Below are 19,634 nucleotides of genomic sequence, written 5' to 3'. Positions count from 1 at the left end.
TCCAGTCATTTCGCATCAGGCCTCGAAGAATTCGCAGTTCTTCGGGGCTTTTTCTTTGGTAAGTAATTCCTCAATCCTCAGCAGCCTCTTAGCCACTTCAGACTCCGGTGACACCACATCCAGATAAGCCATTGCCAGACTCATCATCTGGAAGAAGCTGTAACGCTGCTTTCCTGATGGGCGCTTCATACGGCTTACTGCTGCCTCATCCAAACCCATGACTTTCGCCAGTGGCCCCTGCCCCAGCTCTGCCAGTTTGTTCAGCAGCTGGCTTTCAATCTCTCTCGCTTTCTTGCGATAGCTTGTAATTTCAATCATGTAATATTCCTTTCGTTGAAAAACTTGCGTGATTTTGCAGTGAGCTAGTCACTTGGTTTTTGCCCTCCTGCAGCAGGTGGGCGGCTAAATTGACAAAGAGCGGTGTTACTTAGGCTGCCTGATTCGGATGAGGAAACAGGTCAGTTAAATCTGGGCGTACCTGGTAAGCTGGGATCTTTCCATCGGTGGCTTTCTCGATGCGCTTTGCATTCTCGGCTGACACCTTTTTCTTCCCATGCAACCAAGCCCAAACTGAGGGCTGTTTGACTAAGCAGGCATCAGCTAACTTCTGCTGGCTGCCTACGATGTCAATAGCCCGCTTAATAGCTTTGTTGACCATAAAATAGCTCCTGCTTTGCTTGGCTATTGTGATAATAGCTAAAGCTATCCAAAAAGTAAATAGCTTTGGTTATTTGATGAATAATATCTATGGCTATATCTTTCAGGGAGGACAAAAGGGAAATCTAAAATGACTTTTGCAGACAGACTTAACGCTGCCATGAGGGCAAGCGGACACACTCAGGCTTCTTTAGCTGAGGCGGTAGGAATGGCCCAGCCAAGCGTATGGAAACTGACGCAGGGCATAACCAAAAACACCAGAAAGCTTTATGAGATAGCGAAGGTTCTTGAAGTTAGCCCTGAGTGGCTTTCTTCTGGCGAAGGTGAGATGAGGGGCGTCCCTCAGATTCACATCCCTAAAAAAGAAAGACTGGCGGAACCCGACTACTATCGTGTAGATGTATTGGATGTCCAAGCTAGCGCGGGGGATGGTTATCTTGTGTCTACTGAATTCGTTGAAACCATAAGAGCTATTGAATATACCAATGAGCAGGCTAAAGCATTATTTGGCCCACGTCCTGCTGATACGATAAAGGTTATCACCGTGCGCGGTGACAGCATGGAAGGAACCATTGAGCCAGGTGATCAGATTTTTGTAGATCTCGCTGTGACTCATTTCGATGGTGATGGCGTATATGTTTTTGTGTTTGGCAAAACAATGCATGTAAAACGCCTGCAAATGCAGAAGCATCGCCTCGCAGTACTATCCGACAACCAGCGCTATAAAGAATGGTTTATCGAGGAGAGTGACGAGGGTGAGTTCCATATCATGGCAAAAGTCCTTCTCCGTCAGTCCGTTGACTATAAAAGGTTAGGCTGAACTTAAACGCAAAAGTCTTAAATGATCCCGCTTAGGCGGGATTTTTTTCGTCTGAACAAAAATAAATTCCTTTAGGAATCAACATGAAAATCACTAAAGCTATAAATTTATATCTTTGGCTATTTACAGTAATAATAGCTTTGGATATATTTAACCCATCAGCAGGACGCTGTAGCAGTAAGAAACGGAAGTCAGCTCTTTAACAATTAGATTCCTACCTGATGCAGGTAGGCCGGAGCGAGTGCTCTGGGATTGGATGAATGCAAACGCATGGTTGGGGCAGCTGTAGTAACCCCGGCGTCGGCTGAAGTCGCTGGATAACAAATCCGTCTTGGCGGTGGCAAAACCAGCGCACGTGAACGGCGAGGAGCACCGGCCATCCAATCACCAAAGCACTCACCTGGAGAAACATCATGAATTCGAAGCAGCGTTACAACGCAAAGCGCGCAGCTGAGCATCGTGCAAAGAAAGCAGCAGATCGCCAGTTTGAGAACGGGATTGTCACCACCCTTATGGGATGCAGCTTAAACGTAGCCCGCGCCACATCAGCGCCCAGTCTGCGTGAGAAGCATGAGAGCACAGCGATGTGCTTACCACAGGTAGCCATCTTCAGTGCTGGGTATCGCAAATCTAAAGACAACGTAACGGCGAGATAACCGCATGAGTAAGCGACTTGAGATTTTGAAAGCGTCTCTCGTTAAGAAAGAGGCGCGGTTTGATGAGCGCCTTCAAGACCACTTCGACACTGTAGCTCAGGCGAACGGACAGCCACTCAACGACAAGCGCAATGGTCGCGCAACGTTGCATAAGTGGGATAAGCAGAACGATGGACTGAGGGCGCTGCAGGACAGCATTCAACGCACCAAAGATGCAATCGAACGCGAAGAAACAAAGATAGCGCTCGTAAGCCTGGTTGAAATACCCGCTTATCTTCAGCAGGCGATTGATGATGGCCTGATTACTCAATGGCGCAAGCACCCTCGCTTCTTCTTCGTTGTTGGAGTCAACAGCGCGCGCATCGTTCTTGATGAAGAAACTGGAATCATCGGTCACCGCTATCTGAGTAAGGTTTCAAAGGATGAATACCCTATCTTCAGGGACGTGTTCAACAAGCTAAACCGGCAATGCCGGGAATCACAACAGGCTGCCTAACCCGCAGCCTTTTTTATAGCGTGTACGCAGCAGATATTTAAGAGGCGAGTATGAACAAGGAAAATCGTTGGTGCCCTGATGTGTGCCCAATTACCGGGCGATTATTCTTTATGTGGATGAACCATCCTGAGCTGGGTGATGTGCCTACCTATGGCGGCCCTTATGACAGCTACACACTGGCTGAGCGTCATCCAGATGGAAGCTATTACACCCGCCGATATGACCATGATGAAGGCGGTTGGATTATGGATGAAGTTCAGGACTGCGGACTTCGGGTAGTTGAAGACTGGCTCCCGGCAAGTGAGCAGGAGCTAAAAGAATACGTTGCAGAACACAGTAAATAACCCGCCATCGAGCGGGTATTTTTTTACCTTAACAAAGGCCAATACCATGATGAGCGACGTTGATTACTACTGCGGTTGGTTAGTGTTTATCGTGCTGATGGTGCTGGGGTTTATAGCAGGAGGTTGAGATGAGTGAAGATTTAAAAATTAAGCCAGAAGAAGCCGAAGTGCTCGTGCAGTTTATCGACGATACCGGAATTGAATACTTGGCCGAAAGCTGCGAAGACCGCGGACTGAGTGTGCAGGAGTTGATAGAAAAGTTAGTCCGCATCGCCCATCGGGGCCAGTAACCACTACAGGAGAGAGAAATGAATAAAGACATTGAGCAGGTTTTTATCGAAGAAAAGAAAGAAGCGGCTGTGGCAGTTATGCAGGAATACTTCCCTAACGGCGGAAGAGACTTTGATGATATCGCCAAGCTGTATGACGCTATCGCCGAAGGCAAGGTTCCGGGGATCGGAGTTAGCTACTGAGTGACACCGTAAAGCTGTCTGATTAGACGGCTTTGAGGTGCTACGCACCACCACCTTAGAGGGCTTCCATAACCAGAACGTTTCACCCCTATTCCCGGCGCAATGCTGGGCTTCTTTTTGCCTGAAGGAAATCAAAATGAGCGAAACAACGGATCTTGTAGTCATCGAGAAGGCAAACGCCCTCACCGTTTTTAAATCTGCCGACCAGATAGAAGAGATTATTCAGAAGGTCGAGCGTGAAGTTATGTCCTTTGTGCCGGATGTCTCTACGGTAAAGGGCAGAAAGGAGATCGCTTCACTGGCTTACCGCGTATCGCAGACTAAATCCTACCTGGATGGATTGGGTAAGGATCTGGTTGCTGAGCTGAAAGAGGTGCCTAAGCTCATCGACGCCAACCGTAAGATTGTGCGTGACCGCCTTGACGCATTGCGTGATAAAGCCCGCCAGCCTTACACCGAATGGGAAGCAGATCAGGAACGCATCAAGGCTGAAGAAGAGTCGCGGGTTGCCGCTGAGAAGCTTGCAGCGCAAATAGAGTCAGACCACGAAATCGCGCTTCTGATGAATGAGAAGATTGACCGTGAACGCGCCGAAGCAGCAGCAGAAGCTGAGCGTAAGCGCATTGCGCATGAAGAAGAGATTCGCCGTCAGGCTGCAGAACAGGCTCGCATTGAAGCAGAGCAGGCTGCGCAGCGTGAGCGTGATGCAGCAGCTAAGCGTGAAGCAGACCTGCAGGCTGCCAAGGAAAAGGCAGAGGCCGACGCTAAAGCCGCTCAGGAGCGCGCAGAACGCGAAGCCAGAGAAGCACAGGATCGAGCTGAACGACAGGCTCAGGAAGCGCGTGAGAGAGCTGAGCGTGAAAAGCAGGCGGCTATCGAAGCTGAGCAGCGAAAAGCCCGAGAGGCTGAAGCCGCTCGCCTGGCTGAAGAGAAACGCCTTGCAGACGAAGCCGCTGCCCGCGCTGCAGACGTCGCTCACCGCAAATCTGTCAATAAAAAGGCCCTGACTGACTTAGTTGCTGTCGGCCTGACAGAAGAACAGGCGCGAACCGTAATCACGGCGATCGCTAAAGGCGAAGTTACTGCCATCCGAATCACCTACTAATCCACCAATGAATTAAGGACCCACGATGAACTATGCCATCGCGGGGCGGCGCCATCGTGGGCGCTGCTCAGCTCGAAGAATCACAGTTAGAACGTATCACCCGCCGCATGCGTGCTGCAGCCCGCAGCCTGTTAAACGCCATGAGCCAGAGAGGACATAAGCAATGACGATTATCCCGGTAAACGGAACCTTGCTGGTTCAGCAGGGCTGCCTGCGGCTGAACAAGCTGTATGAAGAATCATTCCCTGACACCAAAGACGGGATGAAGTCGGCTTATGAATGGGCGAGCACTATCTCTCTGGGCTGGCACGATTGTCAGGACACTGACTGGAACGCAAAGGTGAAAGCAAATGCAGCATGACGATGACGTTTGGGGCGACTTTATTCAGGGCATGCTGGGCGAGCTGGCAGACCCGATGACCTATGAGCAGGCAGCGCAGGAAGCGATTGCTGATTTCCGCACGGAGCGCCAGTTTGAATCTATGGGAGGAGCGCATGAGCGTTTATAAGGCTATCAGCGCCGTAGCCAGTGAAATGGCAGAGCAAGGCATCAGTAAGGACCGTGATAACCGTCAGCAGGGCTTCAAATTCCGTGGTATTGACCAAGTGTACAACGCTCTGGCGCCGATGCTGGCGAAGCATGGGCTGGTAATCCTTCCGCGTATCACCGAGCGCACTGTAACCGAGCGCGTGACAAAAAGTGGCGCAGTGCTGTTTTACGTTGTGGTGAAAGCTGAGTTTGATTTCGTTGCTGTCGAAGATGGCAGTAAGCACACCGTCGTGACCTACGGCGAAGCCATGGACAGCGGCGATAAGGCAACCAATAAGGCTATGTCTATCGCCTACAAATATGCAGCTTTCCAGACGTTCTGCATCCCAACAGAACAAACCGCAATGGATCCGGATGCAGAGATTCATCAGCCGGCACCACGCAGCCCTGATGAGATTCTCGCTGAATTTACCGCGCAAGCAGCTGAATGCCCGACGCTCGCAGCCTTGAATGCGATTTACAAGCCAGCATGGAATGCTCTCGCGTCCTCTGCTGAACATCAACAGAAGTGCGTTGACGTGTACAAGGTGCGCGGCGCAGAACTTAAAAAGGCGGCATAAATGAGCAGCAAAGGCGTTAACAAAGTCATTCTGGTCGGCAACCTCGGGCAGGATCCGGAGATTCGCTATCAACCATCAGGCGGCGCGGTAGCCAACCTGAGCATCGCAACATCCGAATCATGGCGTGATAAGCAGACCGGCGAGAACAAAGAGCAGACAGAATGGCACCGAGTGGTGCTGTTCGGAAAGCTGGCTGAGGTTGCTGGCGAATATCTGCGTAAAGGATCGCAAGTCTACATCGAGGGTAAGCTGCGTACCCGGAAATGGCAGGACCAGTCAGGTCAGGATAAATATACCACTGAGGTTGTGGTGAACGTTGGCGGCGTTATGCAGATGCTGGGCGTAAAGCAGGACTCAGGGCAGCAGCAAAGGCCTCAGCAGAACAAACAGCAAGCCGGCATGCAACAGGCCCGAAACCAGTTGCAGCGCCAGAGTGCGCCGGCTAACAACGAACCTCCGATGGACTTCGACGAAGAACCCCCATTCTGATTTAACCCACCAATAAGGCCGCATCATGAACCCACCGGTATATCCGGCGCACTCGTCACGCCTGAACGGAGCTGACGAAAAGATTAAGCGCCGCAAAAAGGAAGTGCTGAATGGCGTTCTGGCGGCCTTAGCAGCACAGCAGGCAGGACATGACCATCCGCAGCTGCTTACACCTCAGCGCAGAGAGGATGTTTACCTGGCTGAGCTGAAACGCAGAGAGCATGAGGAGATGGCTAAGCGCCCTCCTCTGCCACAAATCATCGTCACCCAACCTGTTGTAGAGGTATGGGGCGACTTCAGAGACACCCGACGCGGCCGATATGGCGCAATACTGATGGAGTGATGTTGGCCTGTACCCGGCTGGCATTGCATAAGGGGAAAGAGATGAGCGAGAAAATTTACGGTGACCGTGATTTGATGGCGATGGATATCGCCGGGAATCATTACTGCCGCCACGTTGACCATATGACGCGTGAGAAATTGCACAGCAAATCAGATATCGCCGCAGAGCTTGGCTGGCGCGATATGCAGATAGCCGCACTGCAGCAAAAGCTGGATGCGGTGCTGGCGGAGAATGTGGCGCTGAAAAACTACAATTTATGCTGCCGCCCGACCGAAGAAGAACAGAAATTGTTGCGAGAAGGGGATTACACGCCGGAAGAGTTATGGGGCGTTGGTGGTGTTAAATCTTGCCCAGAGTGCTCGGATGCAAAAACCCCAGCCACCGATACCCTGCTGAACGCGGTACGGGCGGAAGCAATAGAGCAGGCCGCTGAAAAAGCGCCATGGCTTTATGGTGACCAAATGGGACGCAGCGTTGAAGCCATTCCGAAAGAGCAATTAATCAAGTGGGCCGCCCGGCTCCGCGCCGAAACCGACACCACCCCTTCCCAATATGAATCACTGGCAGGTGGCAAATGAAAGAGCTGAATGAGCTGATCGATCGATATGACGTTAGCTGTCACTGCGGCGCTGTATACGTAAGGCCTAAGCAAGATGGGCATCTGGTTATGTATTCGGACTATGCATCGCTGGCGCAGCGGGCCGAAGCAGCAGAGGCTGCGCTGGCAGAAGAAAAGCGCATTAACTCAAAGCTGCGTGAGGATAGAGCTGGTTTGGCGCGAGAGTGCAATGCTTTTGAGGCGAAGCTGGCAGAGCTGGAGAGGCAGGAGCCAGTGGCGTTTACATCACCATTTTACTGGAAAGAGCTTAATGAATCTGGAAGGGTGAATTGCTGGCTACGTAATGACAGGAGAGACCCGGACTTCAATGTAGAATTATTCACCCGCCCCGCGCCCGCCTTAAGCCTGGCGGAGCTGGTGCCTCCAGAGGAAAAAGGATGGCAAACAAATGAATTCAAGTCGGGCAGGAACAGCATGCGAGCAGATATCCTCCGCAACATTGAGGAGCAATCACAATGAGCACTCGCGGCAAGATGTGGGCTGTTATGTGGGTAGCGTGCACAATTATCTGGACGGGGGTGGCTTATGCAATATGAGATGCCGGGGCTGACTGAAGAGCAGAAGGAGCAGCTGATTGAATTCATCAGGGGCGAGCAGGAAGTGTGGTCGCTGGAAGGTCATTACTCTACGGTGCTGCGTATTGCTCTGGCGGCGCTTTCTGCTGAACCTGTTGGAGAAATAATTCAGTTCAAAGACCGTGTAACCGGCGAAAAATCTAAGTGGCGATTTAGCAATAACATCTGTGGAGATACGCGTGGCGACGTATACCAGACCACAACTAAGCTGGTCTACACTGCGCCACCCGTAGCCTCGGAGGCACCATGCTCATCGGCTTCGTCATCGTAATAGTCTCTGCCCTTCCCGCCCCGGTGTCTGAGCGAATCTATCCAACCATTGAAGCCTGCGAGCAGGTAAAGGACCGGCTGCATGAGCGCCGGCCGCTGGTGCAATTAGAGTGCTCGCCCGTTTACCGATAGCCGCCCACTGAGGCGGTTTTTTTCTACCTGTTATCTGGAGAATCACTATGTGCGACATAGCCGATGATGCGTCAGACCTTGAGATACTCAATACAGAAATCGCCTTGGCTAACCGGCCTCGCCCGGAACCGCGGTCACCAATCTGCCGTAATGGCGACTGCGGTGAACCTTCCCGCGATGGATGCAGTTACTGCTCGCCAGAGTGCAGGCATGACCATGAAAAGTATGTGTGGGCGCAGAAAAACCGGAGGGCGGTATGACGGTATATACGTTAACAGTGGAATTTCCGGAGGGCTTAAGCCCTGCCGTTGGCCCAAAAACTGACATCCTTGGTGGCAAACCGATACGTGTTGCTTACTTTGATACGCGCGATGACCACTTATCCTCTGAGCAAGTGGAATTGATTGAGCGCGCACTGGAATATTATTGCGACCAGCACAGCGAAGATGATTTAGACATCCCGCAAAAACTTCAGTTTCTAACCCAAGAATAAATCTCCCTCCCTATTAACCTTTGTCGCGCTCTGCGTGAGGAGTTGTTATGTCTGAAGTGTTGCAGTCCGTGGCCGGATATCATGACAGCTACACCCCGATCGACATCCGAGACCTGTGGCAGACGCCACCAGAAATCTTCGCCGCCCTTAATCGTGACTTCCGCTTTGTAGCAGATGTGGCAGCCAGCAAGCTTAACCACCTGCTGCCAACTTACCTCACTGAGCAGGACGATGCACTTAGCCAGGACTGGGCGGCGCAGTTTCCGATCGGAATCACCTGGTGTAATCCGCCATACAGTGACATTACGCCATGGGTTCTAAAGGCGAGTGAAGAGGCAAGCAAAGGCATAGGCACCGTGATGCTTGTGCCGGCAGATACTTCCGTCGGATGGTTCAGCATCGCTCGGCGTTCATGCACGGAGGTGAGGTTCATCACCAATGGTAGGCTGTCTTTCATCCGCGCCGATACAGGCAAGGCAGTGAATGGAAATAACAAGGGTTCGATGCTGCTGATTTGGAATCCTTTCCTGTCAGACTTTGGCCTTACCGGGTACGTAAGCCGTGATGCGCTAATGTCGATCGGAGCCAGGCTGCTGCTATCAGCTGCAAAGGTCAGCGCAGCATGATCACCCCACTTCAACTCATCATCACCATCGTAGCAATCATCGTAATCAAAACCATCTTCAGCTACCTGTAGAGGCTATTCATGGAAGCATACGCGCTTACCCTGGATGAGGCCTGCGCGTTTCTCGGCATCTCCCGGCCAACCTGCAATAAGTGGATTAAAACTGGCAGGCTGGCCGCCACGCGCAAAGACCCGTCCAAACCAAAGTCACCCTATCTTCTCACCCGCCAGGCATGTATTGCCGCTCTCAACAATCCAATGCACACTGTCGCCGTGAGCGCGGCAGATGCACATGAGGAGAAATCACCATGTCGATCTTCCGCAGGGGTGAAACCTGGTACGCCAGCTTCACATCGCCGGACGGCAGCCGCTTTAAGCGATCTCTTGGAACAGCGGACAAAAGGAAGGCAACAGAACTCCATGACAAACTGAAAGCCGAAGCATGGCGGACAGCGAAGCTCGGAGAGATGCCGGCCGTATCGTTTGAAGAAGCATGCGTCAGGTGGATAGAAGAAAAAGGGCATAAAAAGTCACTGGATGACGATAAGAGCCGGATTAAGTTCTGGCTGAAGTATTTTGCAGGGATGCAGCTGAAGGACATCTCTGAGACGCATATCTATAACGCGATCCAGAAGATGACCAACAGGCGTCATGAGGAAAACTGGAAGCTCAGCGCAGAATCGCTGGCGAAGAGAGGAAAGCAGGCCCCTAAGTTTGTGCCTAAGCCCGCATCAGTTGCGACTAAGGCAACGCACCTGTCTTTCATTAAGGCGCTGCTAAGGACGGCAGAAAGGGAATGGAAGGTGCTGGAACGTGCGCCTATCGTGAAGATACCCCAGCCTAAGAACCGCCGCATACGGTGGCTGGAACCTCACGAGGCGCAACGCCTGATTGAGGAGTGCCCGGAGCCGCTGAAGTCTGTCGTGAGTTTTGCGCTCGCAACGGGACTGCGCCGTTCTAACATCGTCAATCTGGAGTGGAGCCAGATCGACATGCAGCGCCGGGTGGCGTGGATACACCCGGAGGACAGCAAATCAAACAGAGCTATTGGCGTAGCGCTGAATGATACCGCATGTCAGGTGCTCAAAAAACAGATTGGCAATCATAACCAGTGGGTGTTTGTGTACCGGGAGAGCAGCACGCGTCCGGATGGAACGAAAACGCCGGTTGTCAGGAAGATGCGCTATGACGCTAACAAGTCATGGAACGCGGCGCTGCGTCGCTCAGGCATAGAGGATTTCCGGTTTCACGACCTGAGACATACCTGGGCGAGCTGGCTGGTACAGGCAGGAGTTCCTTTATCGGTTCTGCAGGAAATGGGGGGCTGGGAAAGCATTGAGATGGTTCGCCGGTATGCACACCTGGCACCGAATCATCTGACGGAGCACGCGAAGCAAATTGACGCGATTATGGGCCTGTCTGTCCCAAATCTGTCCCACATGCTTAAGGGAGAAGGAACGAATGATGGATAAATCATTGATTTAACTGGTGCCGGAAACAGGAGTCGAACCTGCGACCTTCGCATTACGAATGCGCTGCTCTACCAACTGAGCTACACCGGCAATGGGGCGGGAACTACGGGGAGTAAAAATAGGAAATGTGACGCGCGGCGTCAAGATGCGGTGATTCAACCGCCCGCTTTTTCAGCAGCGCCGGCGCGTTTTCCACCACAAAAAAAAGGCGAGGCCGGAGCCTCGCCAAAAAGGTGCTGGCCTTAATCGTAATAAGGCAGCTTACGATCAACACCGTTGATATTGACCAGCACAAAGCCCGAAGGGGCCGTTTTATTGGTGGGATTACCCGCTGCCGTCGCGACAGTGAGCACCCCTTTCTCATTGGCACCAATGCCAGCTACACCATTATGCAGTCCGAAGCGCGCCGCAGGCTTGAGTGTGCCCATTTTGGTGGTATCGGTTACGACTGAAAAGTCAGTCTGGAACAGCGAGCAGGAGCCTGACTCAAAACGCGTTGGCCCGGTGGTTTTCAGGTTAATCAGCGTATCACCGCTTTTGGCGCGCAGCTTAACCCACACCACCGCATAGGTGGTGCCGACCCGGTTGTAGCGGATATCCATCACCGCAGGCTGGCCCATATGCCAGGCGTCAGCCCAGACGGTATCCAGCCGCTGCAGGTTGATCCAGGTTTTACCGGTGCCGGCCATATTGACCGGCGACGCCGCCGTGCCGGTGGGCTGGGTCGCATCCGCTTTACCAATCAGCTCCATCACCCACTGCTGGTTCGCCACCGGGAAAAAGAGCTGCCCGAGGCGATACCAGTTATCGGTATCGGTGTTATTGGTGACTTTATGGCCGCTGTAGTAACCCGTGCGCAGGGAGCCGGTGATAATAGTGCCGTGGTTCTCCTCACGCCGGTAGCCATACTCAAACGTCGAGAGCCAGCGCGTGCCCGCCAGGTCGTTGGAGATAGTGGCACCCGACTGCAGGCCAATCTGGCGCATGATCACGCGGGCGTTATTGAGGTTAAACGGCGAGCCGCAATCCTCAATGTTCAGCGTATCGATGGTCCAGCCGCCGTCGGAGAGATCGCCAGGGTTACGCGTATGCTCAATCCAGACGTTACGCATAATGCCCTGCGTCACGCGCGGCATATAGAGCGTGGCGTCACCGTAACCGGTCTGGAAGTTACAGTTGCAGATCTCAATCGCGGTGGAGTGGTCCCACTTACCTTTGGCGAGTTTGACCAGCCGATGTCGAATACGCGCCCGTAGGTCCACAGGGTGTAGATCTGGTCAAACTTACTGTCGAGGGTATCCAGCACTTTAATGACGGTCCCGCCGCTATTCTGCGCGCGGAAACAGTAGATATTTACCGTAGAGCCTTCGATGCAGGTGTTTTCGAAGAAGGGCTGCACGTTGGTACACAGCTCGGCTGTGATAGTGCCTTTGTTGGTATTGGTATCGGCGGACGCCTGACCATGCCAGGTGATCCCTTTGATCGCGGTGCGGCGCGCCTTCACTTTGAACACCGTATTGGCGCTCTTGTCGGAAATGATCGTGGTACGCGGCAGCGAACCCAGCTCCACATCATCCCCCTGCAGGCCAAAGAAGGCGACCTCAGTATCACTGATATCTATCGGGTTAATCAGGAACTTACCGCCCGGAAAGCGCACCGGCAGATCGCGGATATTGCCGCTGTAGCCCTGGGTCCACGCCAGCATGCGTTTGAAGGGTTCGGTGTCATTGGCGTAGCATCTCCCTTCGCACCAAAGTGGTAGACGTTGAGGTCTGCCGGGTCGTTGATCACGCGCTTCCAGTAGAAGCCATTACCGACCGCCAGCGTACCGCCATCGTCAGCCGCCGTGGTCGTCCCGATAAAACCGGTAAAGTCACCGCCACCGCGAAAGTTTGAGTCCGCATTGTAGCGGCGCAAAAACGCAGAATCGCCGTTTTTAGCAGGTGCAGTGGTACGCAGTTCAGCAAATGAATTAACTTCGATCATGTCAGCCTCCTCGGCTTATACAGAGGTATTGGAATAGCGTCAGAAGGAGCGGCGTTAGCGTGCCGGCGTGCGGCAGTGCCGATCCCAGAGGTCGTTGTGATTGTTAATGGCACGCACGGTGCGAATATCCATGCGATCGGCGTCACTGCCGTGGGTATAAATGGGTGAAAACAGAGAGCAGGCGGAGTCGATAACGACCGGCGCCTCAGGGCTGGTGGTACTTCGATTGCTGCAGCTTGTCACGAGCGGCAGCATCATCAAGATTACTGTTGCTGATTTCCACACGTCGGGCCTCCTCACGCAGCTGCTGCTGCTGCTGATTAACCGCTACCGCCTGCGCCGCTGTTTTTTCTGCGCGTTCGGTGTCTGCTTTAGCCTGCTGCTGCACTTTGCCGATCTTTTTACCGCCAGCGTAGCTGGCTACCAGCGCGGCGATGATGCCGAACAGCGCCGCCAGCCAGTGCCAGCTGCCCGCCAGCAGGGAAAGAAGAAAACTCATGATTTTTCCTCCAGCGCGCTGCGTTTTTCCGCCAGATTTTTCTGTCGCACAAACTGCGCCATAACGCCCATTGCCACCATAAAGGCACCAATTAACCCCAGGTAGTTGTGCGGCAGAACCTCTTTGACGTCCGGCGGCAGCGCGTTCCAGGCATCGAGCGCGGAAGCGGGAAAAGATTGCGCCCACGCGCTGAGCATGGAGCCGAGTGAAGCGAGCCACACTGACCAGGTTTTAAACAGCAGGCGCGCGTGTTTAACAAACTCCAGCGTGGTGAAGCGCTGCAGCAGGAGCAGCAGTATGATTGCCGCCAGTACCGCAATGATGAAGATCATCCACTTCATGTTCATAGCAGCCCCCGGTAGATGTCATAGGTGCCGCTGCGCATCGCTTCCGCATGCCGCCGGGCGCGTCCGGCGGTCTGCCGCGCCCAAAGGCTATCCAGCATGGCATTCGCTGCGGCGTCAAAGTCGCCCTGCGTGACCGAGGTGAGCATGCCGCGAAACAGCGCAAGCCCCTCCACGCCCATCTGATACGCCATGCTAATCAGCACGTCACTGCGGGCATCGTTGCACTTCAGCAGCGCCTGGCGGATCAGTTCGCGCTGTTGCATCTCCTGCACTTTTTTCTCCACAATGCACTGCTTCCAGACGTCCCCGACGCGGCGCGGCACCTGAAAGATGTAGTTGCTCAGCGAGGCGCCCTTTGGTCCGATGCGGATGCCGCCCGCCACGGTGGGAAAGCCCTGCGTATCCAGATAGGGCGCTTCGCGATAACCCTCTTCAAAATTTAAAATGGCAATAATCTGGCTCATATCCGTTCCTTCTTTGAGGCGCAACGCGGAGTACGCTGCGCACAGGGTCAGCACACTTAAACGTCACTGATCGGTCAGCCATTCGCGCACGCCAGATTCAAGCGCAACGCTCAAGCGTGGTTAAACAGTGAGCAATGTAAAAACGTTCCGTTCAGAACTGGAAAAGCAGGAGAAACTTAACGGGTAGCGTAGAGATGAACGTGGGGTAAACAGCAGTTATCGAAACTGGCGCTTTCACTGTGCGAGCGTCCCGGCGCCAGTACGGCACGCTCTACTCTGGATCGAATCTCCCGCTGACAGATACGTTCAGCAGTGCGCAGCGTGACGTCATCGCATTCGAGCCCGAGTGCGTTGTCGATAGTACGGTTCAGACGTGCGAGTGGCTGGCGTCGTCGATGACGCCGGGTTCGTGCATTACCGGTAAACGCTGATTTGCCATATTGGATAATCGCCATAACTCCTCCTGTGAATGAGTTTTTGGCGATGGGGTGGCAAACGCGGCCTTCCGGCAGAGGCCGGTGCGTCCGGTGTGCCACCGGAATCACCCACAATCCGCTTTCCCGGTCGTTAAAAAACGGCCAGGAAAAAGCAGAGAGAAGTGAAGGCAGGAGACAACTGACAACGCTGCTGAGTGCGTATCCACCCCATCCCAAAATACACTGATTTTGAGTGGGTAGTTTCGCGCTTGTGCAGCGCCTCAATTGTTTAAGAGCGGGCCCATCCGGGGGTAACGATTTCGTCCATCTATGGTCAAATTATTAACATGTTCTAATACTTTGGCAAACACCAACAGTTAATTTTTTATTTACCAACAGTTAAATTTATGATTTCAGCCGGGTTATTTTTTTCTGCCGATGCCGGCAACGGCTCAGCCCAGGATCTGATAATCACGTGCCTGGCTCATGATGACGCGGGCGACCACCTGCAGAGAATCGGCTTCATCCAGCGTCAGATACCAGGTCTCATAGCGCTTGTTATCTGAGATAACGGCCACTTTTTTATGCTGCAATTGCAGGCGTTTGAGATAGAGCTGATCGTCAAGCGTGAACAGATAAATTCCATCGCCATCAAAGTGATGCACGCTGATATCGACAAACAGCTGATCGCGCGGTGCGAAGGTGCCGGCCATTGAATCGCTGTTCAGCGCAATAAGCCGGATGCTTTCTGCCGGGCGGCCATTAAACAGCACGCGCGCCTCATCCAGACCATATTCTATCGCCTGAATGGTCTCTACCAGCTCATCGCGCGCGGCAATGCCCTGCGCGCTGCGCTGGCCGATATCCAGGCTCTCCACGCGGAACATATGCCCGGCGGAGAGCAGACGCTGCTGCGAAAGCCCGGCATCCGGTTTCTCCATACCAAACTGCAGCCACTCCACGCGCACGCCCAGCAGATCGCTTAGCGCTAACAGATTCCCGTCATCCGGAATCGACTGACCGTTGAACCATTTCCATACCCCCGGCGTTGAAATTTTGCATCCTCTTTGCTGCAACGCCTGTGCAACCTGTTTGTTTCGTCCATGTCCGACAATTCCCGCACTTTCGCATGCGGCAATCAGCCTGGCAGTAAAAGCGTGTTTTGTACTCTCTTTTTTAACCATCAGTTAATTGTCTGCCATCAGTAAAAGACTGAATGTTATTTTGGTTTTTGCTACCAGTTCATTTTATATTACCGCTAGTTTACTACCCACGCGATATTATCAATGAAGCTGGAGGATCATTATCCTCGCCCGTCTGCGCTAAACCAGCAATGAATGTGTGACAGCTTGTTCTGACTGAGGTTTTCAGGAATCTTCTGTTAAACCCGGACCAGCGCTTACACAAAAAAATGGGCGAAAAGCGGCTGACGCGCCACAGATGACAGATAAATTTCAGAAAGCTGTGATATTGAGTGGATCTAAAGCAAAAAATGGGTACCTGTACAGGTACCCATCTGAGGCGGGCAGGACGGCTAGCGGCGCAGCGTATCGTCGCCCCAGCCAATCCATTTGTAGGTGGTCAGCGCTTCCAGCCCCATCGGACCGCGCGCGTGCAGTTTTTGCGTACTGACTGCCACCTCAGCGCCCAGACCAAACTGGCCGCCATCGGTAAAACGGGTACTGGCGTTGACGTAGACCGCAGAAGAGTCCACCTGCTGAACAAACGCATTCGCGTGCCGGATGCTGCGCGTCAGAATGCCGTCGGAGTGCTGGGTGCCATATTCACGAATGTGCGCAATCGCCTCATCCATGTCCGCTACCCGCTTCACGTTGAGATCGTTTGACAGCCACTCATCGCGATAGTGCGCCTCGCTCACTGCGACGACGCTGGCCGGCCCTGTCTGCAGCTGCGCCAGAATATTGGCATCGCCGTGCAGCGTAATATTTTCCTGCGCCATACGCTGCAGGAAAGCTGGCAGGAAACGATCGAGTTGATCCTGATGGATCAGCAGCGTCTCCAGCGAGTTGCAGGCGCTCGGCCGCTGTTTTTTGGCGTTAACGATGATCTCAAGCGCCGGCGCGATCTCCATCGTCTCATCAAGATAGAGATGGCAGACGCCGATACCACCGGTGATCACCGGGATAGTGGAGTGTTCACGGCACAGCTTATGCAGCCCTGCCCCGCCGCGCGGGATCAGCATATCGACATAGCGATCCAGCTTCAGCAGCTGACTGACCAGCTCGCGATCCGGATTTTCAATCGCCTGTATGGCCCCGGCTGGCAGGTTGTGCTTTACCAGCGCACGCTGAATGACTCTGACCGTGGCCGCATTGGTGCGCCATGTCTCTTTACCGCCGCGCAGGATGGCTGCGTTGCCGGTTTTCAGGCAGAGAGCCGCCACATCAACGGTGACGTTCGGACGCGCTTCGTAAATAACGCCCACTACGCCGAGCGGCACACGACGCCGTTCAATACGCAGGCCGCTGTCGAGCTGGCCCCCGTCAATAAGCTGTCCGACCGGATCGGCCAGCTGGCAGACCTGCCGCACATCATCGGCGATACTCTTCAGCCGCTGCGGCGTCAGCGTCAGGCGATCGAGCAGTGCCGCGCTCATGCCGCTCTGCCGCGCGTCGGCCAGATCCTGTTCATTCGCCGCCAGAATCTCTGCGTGATCCGCCTCCAGCCCTTCAGCCAGGGTGAGCAACACCTGATTTTTCTCTGCGGTGGAGAGCGCCGCCAGCGCGTACGATGCCGCCCGCGCCGCCTTACCCATTTCCTCTAACATTTTCTGCTCCTTAGCTGACAACCATGTCGTCGCGATGTACGGCAACCGGGCCATATTCATAACCGAGAATATCACCGATCTCCTGGCTGTGATGTCCGGCGATCATGCGCATCGCATCGCTGTTGTAACGCGTCACGCCGTGGGCGATATCGCGTCCCTGCAGGTTGCGGATCCGGATCACCTCACCGCGTGAGAAATTTCCCTGCACCTCGCGGATGCCTTTAGGCAGCAGCGAACTGCCGCGCTCCAGCACCGCCGCCAGGGCACCATCATCAATGGTGATTTCGCCGGCCGGCGGCGCGCCGAAGATCCAGCGCTTGCGGTTCTCCAGCGGCGACTGCTGCGCGTGAAAGCGCGTGCCGACCGGTTTGCCGTTCAGCACATCGCTAATCACATCGGGACGGCTGCCAGCAGCGATAATCACATCGATGCCGGCGCGACAGGCGACATCCGCAGCCTGCAGTTTGGTTGCCATACCACCGGTGCCTAATCCTGACACGCTGCCGCCCGCCAGCGTCCGCAGCGCATCATCAATCTGGTGCACGTCGCTAATCAGCTGCGCCTCCGGATTCGTGCGCGGATCGGCGGTAAACAGCCCCTGCTGATCGGTCAGCAGCAGCAGTTTGTCCGCTCCGCCCAGCATTGCCGCCAGCGCCGAGAGGTTGTCGTTATCGCCAACTTTAATTTCCGCCGTAGCGACCGCATCGTTTTCGTTAATCACCGGAACGATGTGGTTATCCAGCAGCGCGCGCAGCATATCGCGCGCATAAAGAAAGCGTTCGCGATCTTCCATATCCGCGCGCGTCAGCAGCATCTGCCCGATATGGATGCCATAAATAGAGAACAGCTGCTCCCACAGCTGGATCAGACGGCTCTGCCCCACCGCAGCCAGCAGCTGCTTTGAGGCGATGGTCGGTGGCAGTTCGGGATAGCCAAGGTGTTCACGTCCGGCCGCAATCGCGCCGGAGGTGACAATAACAATGCGATGTCCCGCCGCGTGCATTTGTGCACACTGGCGAACCAGCTCCACCATGTGCGCCCGATTCAGCCGGCGCGAACCGCCGGTGAGAACGCTGGTACCCAATTTGACCACCAGGGTCTGACTGCCACTCATATTTTCCTGCCATCTGAGAAAAAATCCGCGAACGGACGTTTTATCAGGAGTCAGCAAGGAAGCCAACAGCCACGCCGGGAAAAGCGCGAATTTCCGCAGGCCAGTCAGCACAACTTAACCGCCTCGTTCACCCCGATTGCGCAAATCTGTCATAAAACTTTCATCAGCGATCGGTAAAACGTCCCGTGTTTTACAAACCTTTTCACGGGTACATACTTTTTTTACTCATCGGGATTGATAGCAAATGAAGAAAAGCACACTGGCACTGGTTGTTTCCGCACTGGCTTTGGCCACAACGGCACAAGCCGCAGAAATCTATAATAAAGACGGCAACAAACTGGATCTCTATGGTCGCGTAAAAGGGATGCACTATTTCAGTGACAATGCAGGCGCGGACGGTGATAAAACTTACGTGCGTCTCGGTTTTAAAGGTCAGACGCAGATCAACGATCTGATGACGGGTTACGGCCAGTGGGAATATCAGTTTCAGGGCAACCGCTCTGAAGGCAGTGACGCGAACAACGGCAACAAAACCCGTCTCGGCTTTGCCGGCCTGAAATTTGGCGACTACGGCTCAATCGATTATGGCCGTAACTACGGCGTGCTGTATGACGTGGAAGCCTGGACCGACGTCTTCCCTGAGTTCGGGGGTGACGGCACCGCGCGCACCGATAACTTTATGGCGGCGCGCACGTCAGGCGTGGCAACTTACCGCAACAGTAATTTCTTTGGTCTGGTGGATGGCCTGCGCTTCGCCCTGCAGTATCAGGGTAAAAACGACGCCGACAGCGCAAACAGCCGCGGCAGCGCAGCGGATACCAGCACCCAGAACGGCGACGGCTACGGCGCATCCCTGGGCTACACCATTGGCGATAGCGGCGTCAGCCTGATGTCAGCCATTACCTCATCCGATCGCACCAGCCAGCAGCAGCAGGCCGGCCTGCTCGGACGCGGCGACAAAGCGGAGTCCTGGGGAGCCGGTATCAAATATGATGCCAACGCCCTCTACCTGGCGTCCATCTACACCGAGACGCGCAACATGACGCCAATCGGCACGCGCGGCTTTGCCAACAAAGCGCAGAACATTGAAATGGTGGCGCAGTATCAGTTCGATTCCGGTCTGCGTCCGTCACTCGGCTATGTACAGACCAAAGGCAAGGATATTGAAGGCGTGGGTGATGAAGACCTGGTGAAATATGTTGATCTTGGCCTGACGTACTACTTCAATAAAAATATGTCGACCATGGTGGATTACAAAATCAATCAGCTGGATGACAACAACAAGCTGGGGCTGAACAATGACGATGTGGTGGCCGTCGCGCTGACCTATCAGTTCTGATT

Annotated in this window: 31 protein-coding genes, 1 tRNA gene and 1 pseudogene; 21 read left to right on the top strand and 12 right to left on the bottom strand. The window is 54.0% G+C overall.

What is annotated here, in order from left to right; all coding sequences use genetic code 11:
- Positions 1 to 15: 15 nt before the first annotated feature.
- Together HA43_RS08350 and HA43_RS08345 are read right to left on the bottom strand one after the other, a co-directional pair.
- Complete coding sequence (locus HA43_RS08350; RefSeq protein WP_244555219.1) at positions 16 to 318, bottom strand: CII family transcriptional regulator; 303 nt, start codon at positions 316 to 318, stop codon at positions 16 to 18.
- 109 nt (positions 319 to 427) lie between these two features.
- A complete protein-coding gene (locus tag HA43_RS08345; RefSeq protein ID WP_094111407.1) occupies positions 428 to 658 on the bottom strand; it encodes a transcriptional regulator in 231 nt (76 codons plus the stop codon).
- Between the two features lie 129 nt (positions 659 to 787).
- Between HA43_RS08345 and HA43_RS08340 the strand changes: the two genes are divergently transcribed.
- The 20 genes from HA43_RS08340 (at position 788) to HA43_RS19195 (ending at position 10,679) form a co-directional block, all read left to right on the top strand.
- Positions 788 to 1,477: an XRE family transcriptional regulator gene (locus HA43_RS08340; RefSeq protein ID WP_094111406.1), complete on the top strand. Its 690-nt coding sequence runs from the start codon at positions 788 to 790 to the stop codon at positions 1,475 to 1,477.
- Between the two features lie 413 nt (positions 1,478 to 1,890).
- Positions 1,891 to 2,133, top strand: coding sequence for a transcriptional antitermination N peptide (locus tag HA43_RS08335; protein ID WP_094111405.1), 243 nt, complete (start codon positions 1,891 to 1,893; stop codon positions 2,131 to 2,133).
- A gap of 4 nt (positions 2,134 to 2,137) precedes the next feature.
- Positions 2,138 to 2,629: a hypothetical protein gene (locus tag HA43_RS08330; protein ID WP_094111404.1), complete on the top strand. Its 492-nt coding sequence runs from the start codon at positions 2,138 to 2,140 to the stop codon at positions 2,627 to 2,629.
- Positions 2,630 to 2,679: 50 nt separating this feature from the next.
- A complete protein-coding gene (locus tag HA43_RS08325) occupies positions 2,680 to 2,973 on the top strand; it encodes a hypothetical protein (RefSeq protein WP_128083796.1) in 294 nt (97 codons plus the stop codon).
- Positions 2,974 to 3,101: 128 nt separating this feature from the next.
- Positions 3,102 to 3,263 carry a hypothetical protein gene (locus HA43_RS18865; RefSeq protein WP_158086440.1) on the top strand — a complete coding sequence of 54 codons (162 nt, stop codon included), beginning with the start codon at positions 3,102 to 3,104 and terminating at the stop codon, positions 3,261 to 3,263.
- An 18-nt stretch (positions 3,264 to 3,281) separates the two neighbouring features.
- On the top strand, positions 3,282 to 3,446 hold the full coding sequence (locus HA43_RS18860; protein ID WP_158086439.1) for a hypothetical protein: 165 nt from the start codon (positions 3,282 to 3,284) through the stop codon (positions 3,444 to 3,446).
- Positions 3,447 to 3,582: 136 nt separating this feature from the next.
- The gene (locus tag HA43_RS08320; RefSeq protein WP_094111402.1) at positions 3,583 to 4,551 is read left to right on the top strand and encodes a coiled-coil domain-containing protein; all 969 of its coding nucleotides are present in this window, start codon (positions 3,583 to 3,585) and stop codon (positions 4,549 to 4,551) included.
- A 32-nt stretch (positions 4,552 to 4,583) separates the two neighbouring features.
- Complete coding sequence (locus HA43_RS18680; protein WP_128083795.1) at positions 4,584 to 4,718, top strand: protease FtsH-inhibitory lysogeny factor CIII; 135 nt, start codon at positions 4,584 to 4,586, stop codon at positions 4,716 to 4,718.
- Entirely contained in the window at positions 4,715 to 4,912 is a 198-nt protein-coding gene (locus tag HA43_RS08315) for a DUF5444 family protein (RefSeq protein ID WP_065649202.1), read from the top strand. Before HA43_RS18680 ends, HA43_RS08315 begins: the two co-directional genes overlap by 4 nt.
- Positions 4,902 to 5,060 carry a hypothetical protein gene (locus HA43_RS18855; protein ID WP_158086438.1) on the top strand — a complete coding sequence of 53 codons (159 nt, stop codon included), beginning with the start codon at positions 4,902 to 4,904 and terminating at the stop codon, positions 5,058 to 5,060. The genes HA43_RS08315 and HA43_RS18855 overlap by 11 nt, the downstream gene beginning before the upstream one ends.
- Complete coding sequence (locus HA43_RS08310; protein WP_094111401.1) at positions 5,047 to 5,661, top strand: ERF family protein; 615 nt, start codon at positions 5,047 to 5,049, stop codon at positions 5,659 to 5,661. Before HA43_RS18855 ends, HA43_RS08310 begins: the two co-directional genes overlap by 14 nt.
- The gene (locus HA43_RS08305) at positions 5,662 to 6,150 is read left to right on the top strand and encodes a single-stranded DNA-binding protein (protein WP_094111400.1); all 489 of its coding nucleotides are present in this window, start codon (positions 5,662 to 5,664) and stop codon (positions 6,148 to 6,150) included. It abuts the gene before it with no gap.
- 25 nt (positions 6,151 to 6,175) lie between these two features.
- Positions 6,176 to 6,493, top strand: coding sequence for a hypothetical protein (locus HA43_RS08300; RefSeq protein WP_094111399.1), 318 nt, complete (start codon positions 6,176 to 6,178; stop codon positions 6,491 to 6,493).
- A gap of 41 nt (positions 6,494 to 6,534) precedes the next feature.
- The gene (locus tag HA43_RS08295; protein ID WP_094111398.1) at positions 6,535 to 7,071 is read left to right on the top strand and encodes a hypothetical protein; all 537 of its coding nucleotides are present in this window, start codon (positions 6,535 to 6,537) and stop codon (positions 7,069 to 7,071) included.
- Entirely contained in the window at positions 7,068 to 7,571 is a 504-nt protein-coding gene (locus HA43_RS08290) for a hypothetical protein (protein ID WP_094111397.1), read from the top strand. The genes HA43_RS08295 and HA43_RS08290 overlap by 4 nt, the downstream gene beginning before the upstream one ends.
- A 66-nt stretch (positions 7,572 to 7,637) precedes the next feature.
- Complete coding sequence (locus HA43_RS08285) at positions 7,638 to 7,958, top strand: hypothetical protein (protein WP_128083794.1); 321 nt, start codon at positions 7,638 to 7,640, stop codon at positions 7,956 to 7,958.
- Between the two features lie 387 nt (positions 7,959 to 8,345).
- Positions 8,346 to 8,582, top strand: coding sequence for a hypothetical protein (locus HA43_RS08275; RefSeq protein WP_094111394.1), 237 nt, complete (start codon positions 8,346 to 8,348; stop codon positions 8,580 to 8,582).
- Between the two features lie 47 nt (positions 8,583 to 8,629).
- Complete coding sequence (locus HA43_RS08270; RefSeq protein WP_094111393.1) at positions 8,630 to 9,208, top strand: phage N-6-adenine-methyltransferase; 579 nt, start codon at positions 8,630 to 8,632, stop codon at positions 9,206 to 9,208.
- Positions 9,209 to 9,288: 80 nt separating this feature from the next.
- Positions 9,289 to 9,639 (top strand): helix-turn-helix domain-containing protein, encoded by a 351-nt coding sequence (locus HA43_RS08265; protein ID WP_128083793.1) that lies wholly within the window; start codon positions 9,289 to 9,291, stop codon positions 9,637 to 9,639.
- Positions 9,522 to 10,679 (top strand): integrase, encoded by a 1,158-nt coding sequence (locus HA43_RS19195; RefSeq protein WP_244555222.1) that lies wholly within the window; start codon positions 9,522 to 9,524, stop codon positions 10,677 to 10,679. Before HA43_RS08265 ends, HA43_RS19195 begins: the two co-directional genes overlap by 118 nt.
- Before the next feature lie 14 nt (positions 10,680 to 10,693).
- Here HA43_RS19195 and HA43_RS08255 read toward each other — a convergent pair.
- The 10 genes and pseudogenes from HA43_RS08255 to proB all read right to left on the bottom strand — a co-directional run bounded on the left by HA43_RS08255 (position 10,694) and on the right by proB (position 18,293).
- A tRNA-Thr gene (locus tag HA43_RS08255) sits at positions 10,694 to 10,769 on the bottom strand.
- Positions 10,770 to 10,921: 152 nt separating this feature from the next.
- Positions 10,922 to 12,665, bottom strand: a pseudogene (locus HA43_RS08250) (amylovoran biosynthesis protein AmsF).
- A 54-nt stretch (positions 12,666 to 12,719) separates the two neighbouring features.
- Positions 12,720 to 12,908 carry a hypothetical protein gene (locus HA43_RS18675; RefSeq protein WP_128083791.1) on the bottom strand — a complete coding sequence of 63 codons (189 nt, stop codon included), beginning with the start codon at positions 12,906 to 12,908 and terminating at the stop codon, positions 12,720 to 12,722.
- Positions 12,871 to 13,164, bottom strand: a complete 294-nt coding sequence (locus HA43_RS08245; protein WP_039382893.1) for a hypothetical protein — start codon at positions 13,162 to 13,164, stop codon at positions 12,871 to 12,873. Before HA43_RS08245 ends, HA43_RS18675 begins: the two co-directional genes overlap by 38 nt.
- Positions 13,161 to 13,505, bottom strand: coding sequence for a DUF7940 domain-containing protein (locus HA43_RS08240; protein ID WP_175540454.1), 345 nt, complete (start codon positions 13,503 to 13,505; stop codon positions 13,161 to 13,163). The genes HA43_RS08245 and HA43_RS08240 overlap by 4 nt, the downstream gene beginning before the upstream one ends.
- Positions 13,506 to 13,507: 2 nt before the next feature.
- Entirely contained in the window at positions 13,508 to 13,975 is a 468-nt protein-coding gene (locus HA43_RS08235) for a glycoside hydrolase family protein (RefSeq protein WP_039382888.1), read from the bottom strand.
- 176 nt (positions 13,976 to 14,151) lie between these two features.
- The gene (locus HA43_RS08230) at positions 14,152 to 14,430 is read right to left on the bottom strand and encodes a transcriptional antitermination N peptide (protein ID WP_071668492.1); all 279 of its coding nucleotides are present in this window, start codon (positions 14,428 to 14,430) and stop codon (positions 14,152 to 14,154) included.
- Positions 14,431 to 14,843: 413 nt separating this feature from the next.
- Positions 14,844 to 15,575, bottom strand: coding sequence for a LexA family transcriptional regulator (locus HA43_RS08225; protein WP_094111391.1), 732 nt, complete (start codon positions 15,573 to 15,575; stop codon positions 14,844 to 14,846).
- Between the two features lie 350 nt (positions 15,576 to 15,925).
- Positions 15,926 to 17,179, bottom strand: a complete 1,254-nt coding sequence (gene proA, locus HA43_RS08220; RefSeq protein ID WP_039382883.1) for a glutamate-5-semialdehyde dehydrogenase — start codon at positions 17,177 to 17,179, stop codon at positions 15,926 to 15,928.
- A gap of 10 nt (positions 17,180 to 17,189) precedes the next feature.
- Positions 17,190 to 18,293: a glutamate 5-kinase gene (gene proB, locus HA43_RS08215; protein ID WP_039382881.1), complete on the bottom strand. Its 1,104-nt coding sequence runs from the start codon at positions 18,291 to 18,293 to the stop codon at positions 17,190 to 17,192.
- Between the two features lie 244 nt (positions 18,294 to 18,537).
- Here proB and ompC point away from each other — a divergent pair, with 244 nt between their 5' ends.
- The gene (gene ompC, locus HA43_RS08210) at positions 18,538 to 19,632 is read left to right on the top strand and encodes a porin OmpC (RefSeq protein ID WP_039382879.1); all 1,095 of its coding nucleotides are present in this window, start codon (positions 18,538 to 18,540) and stop codon (positions 19,630 to 19,632) included.
- The last annotated feature ends 2 nt before the right edge of the window (positions 19,633 to 19,634 follow it).

It is taken from the genome of Pantoea eucrina (genome assembly GCF_002095385.1).
GTDB classification, from domain to species: Bacteria; Pseudomonadota; Gammaproteobacteria; order Enterobacterales; family Enterobacteriaceae; genus Pantoea; species Pantoea eucrina.
This window is presented reverse-complemented; position numbering and strand designations above follow the sequence as displayed.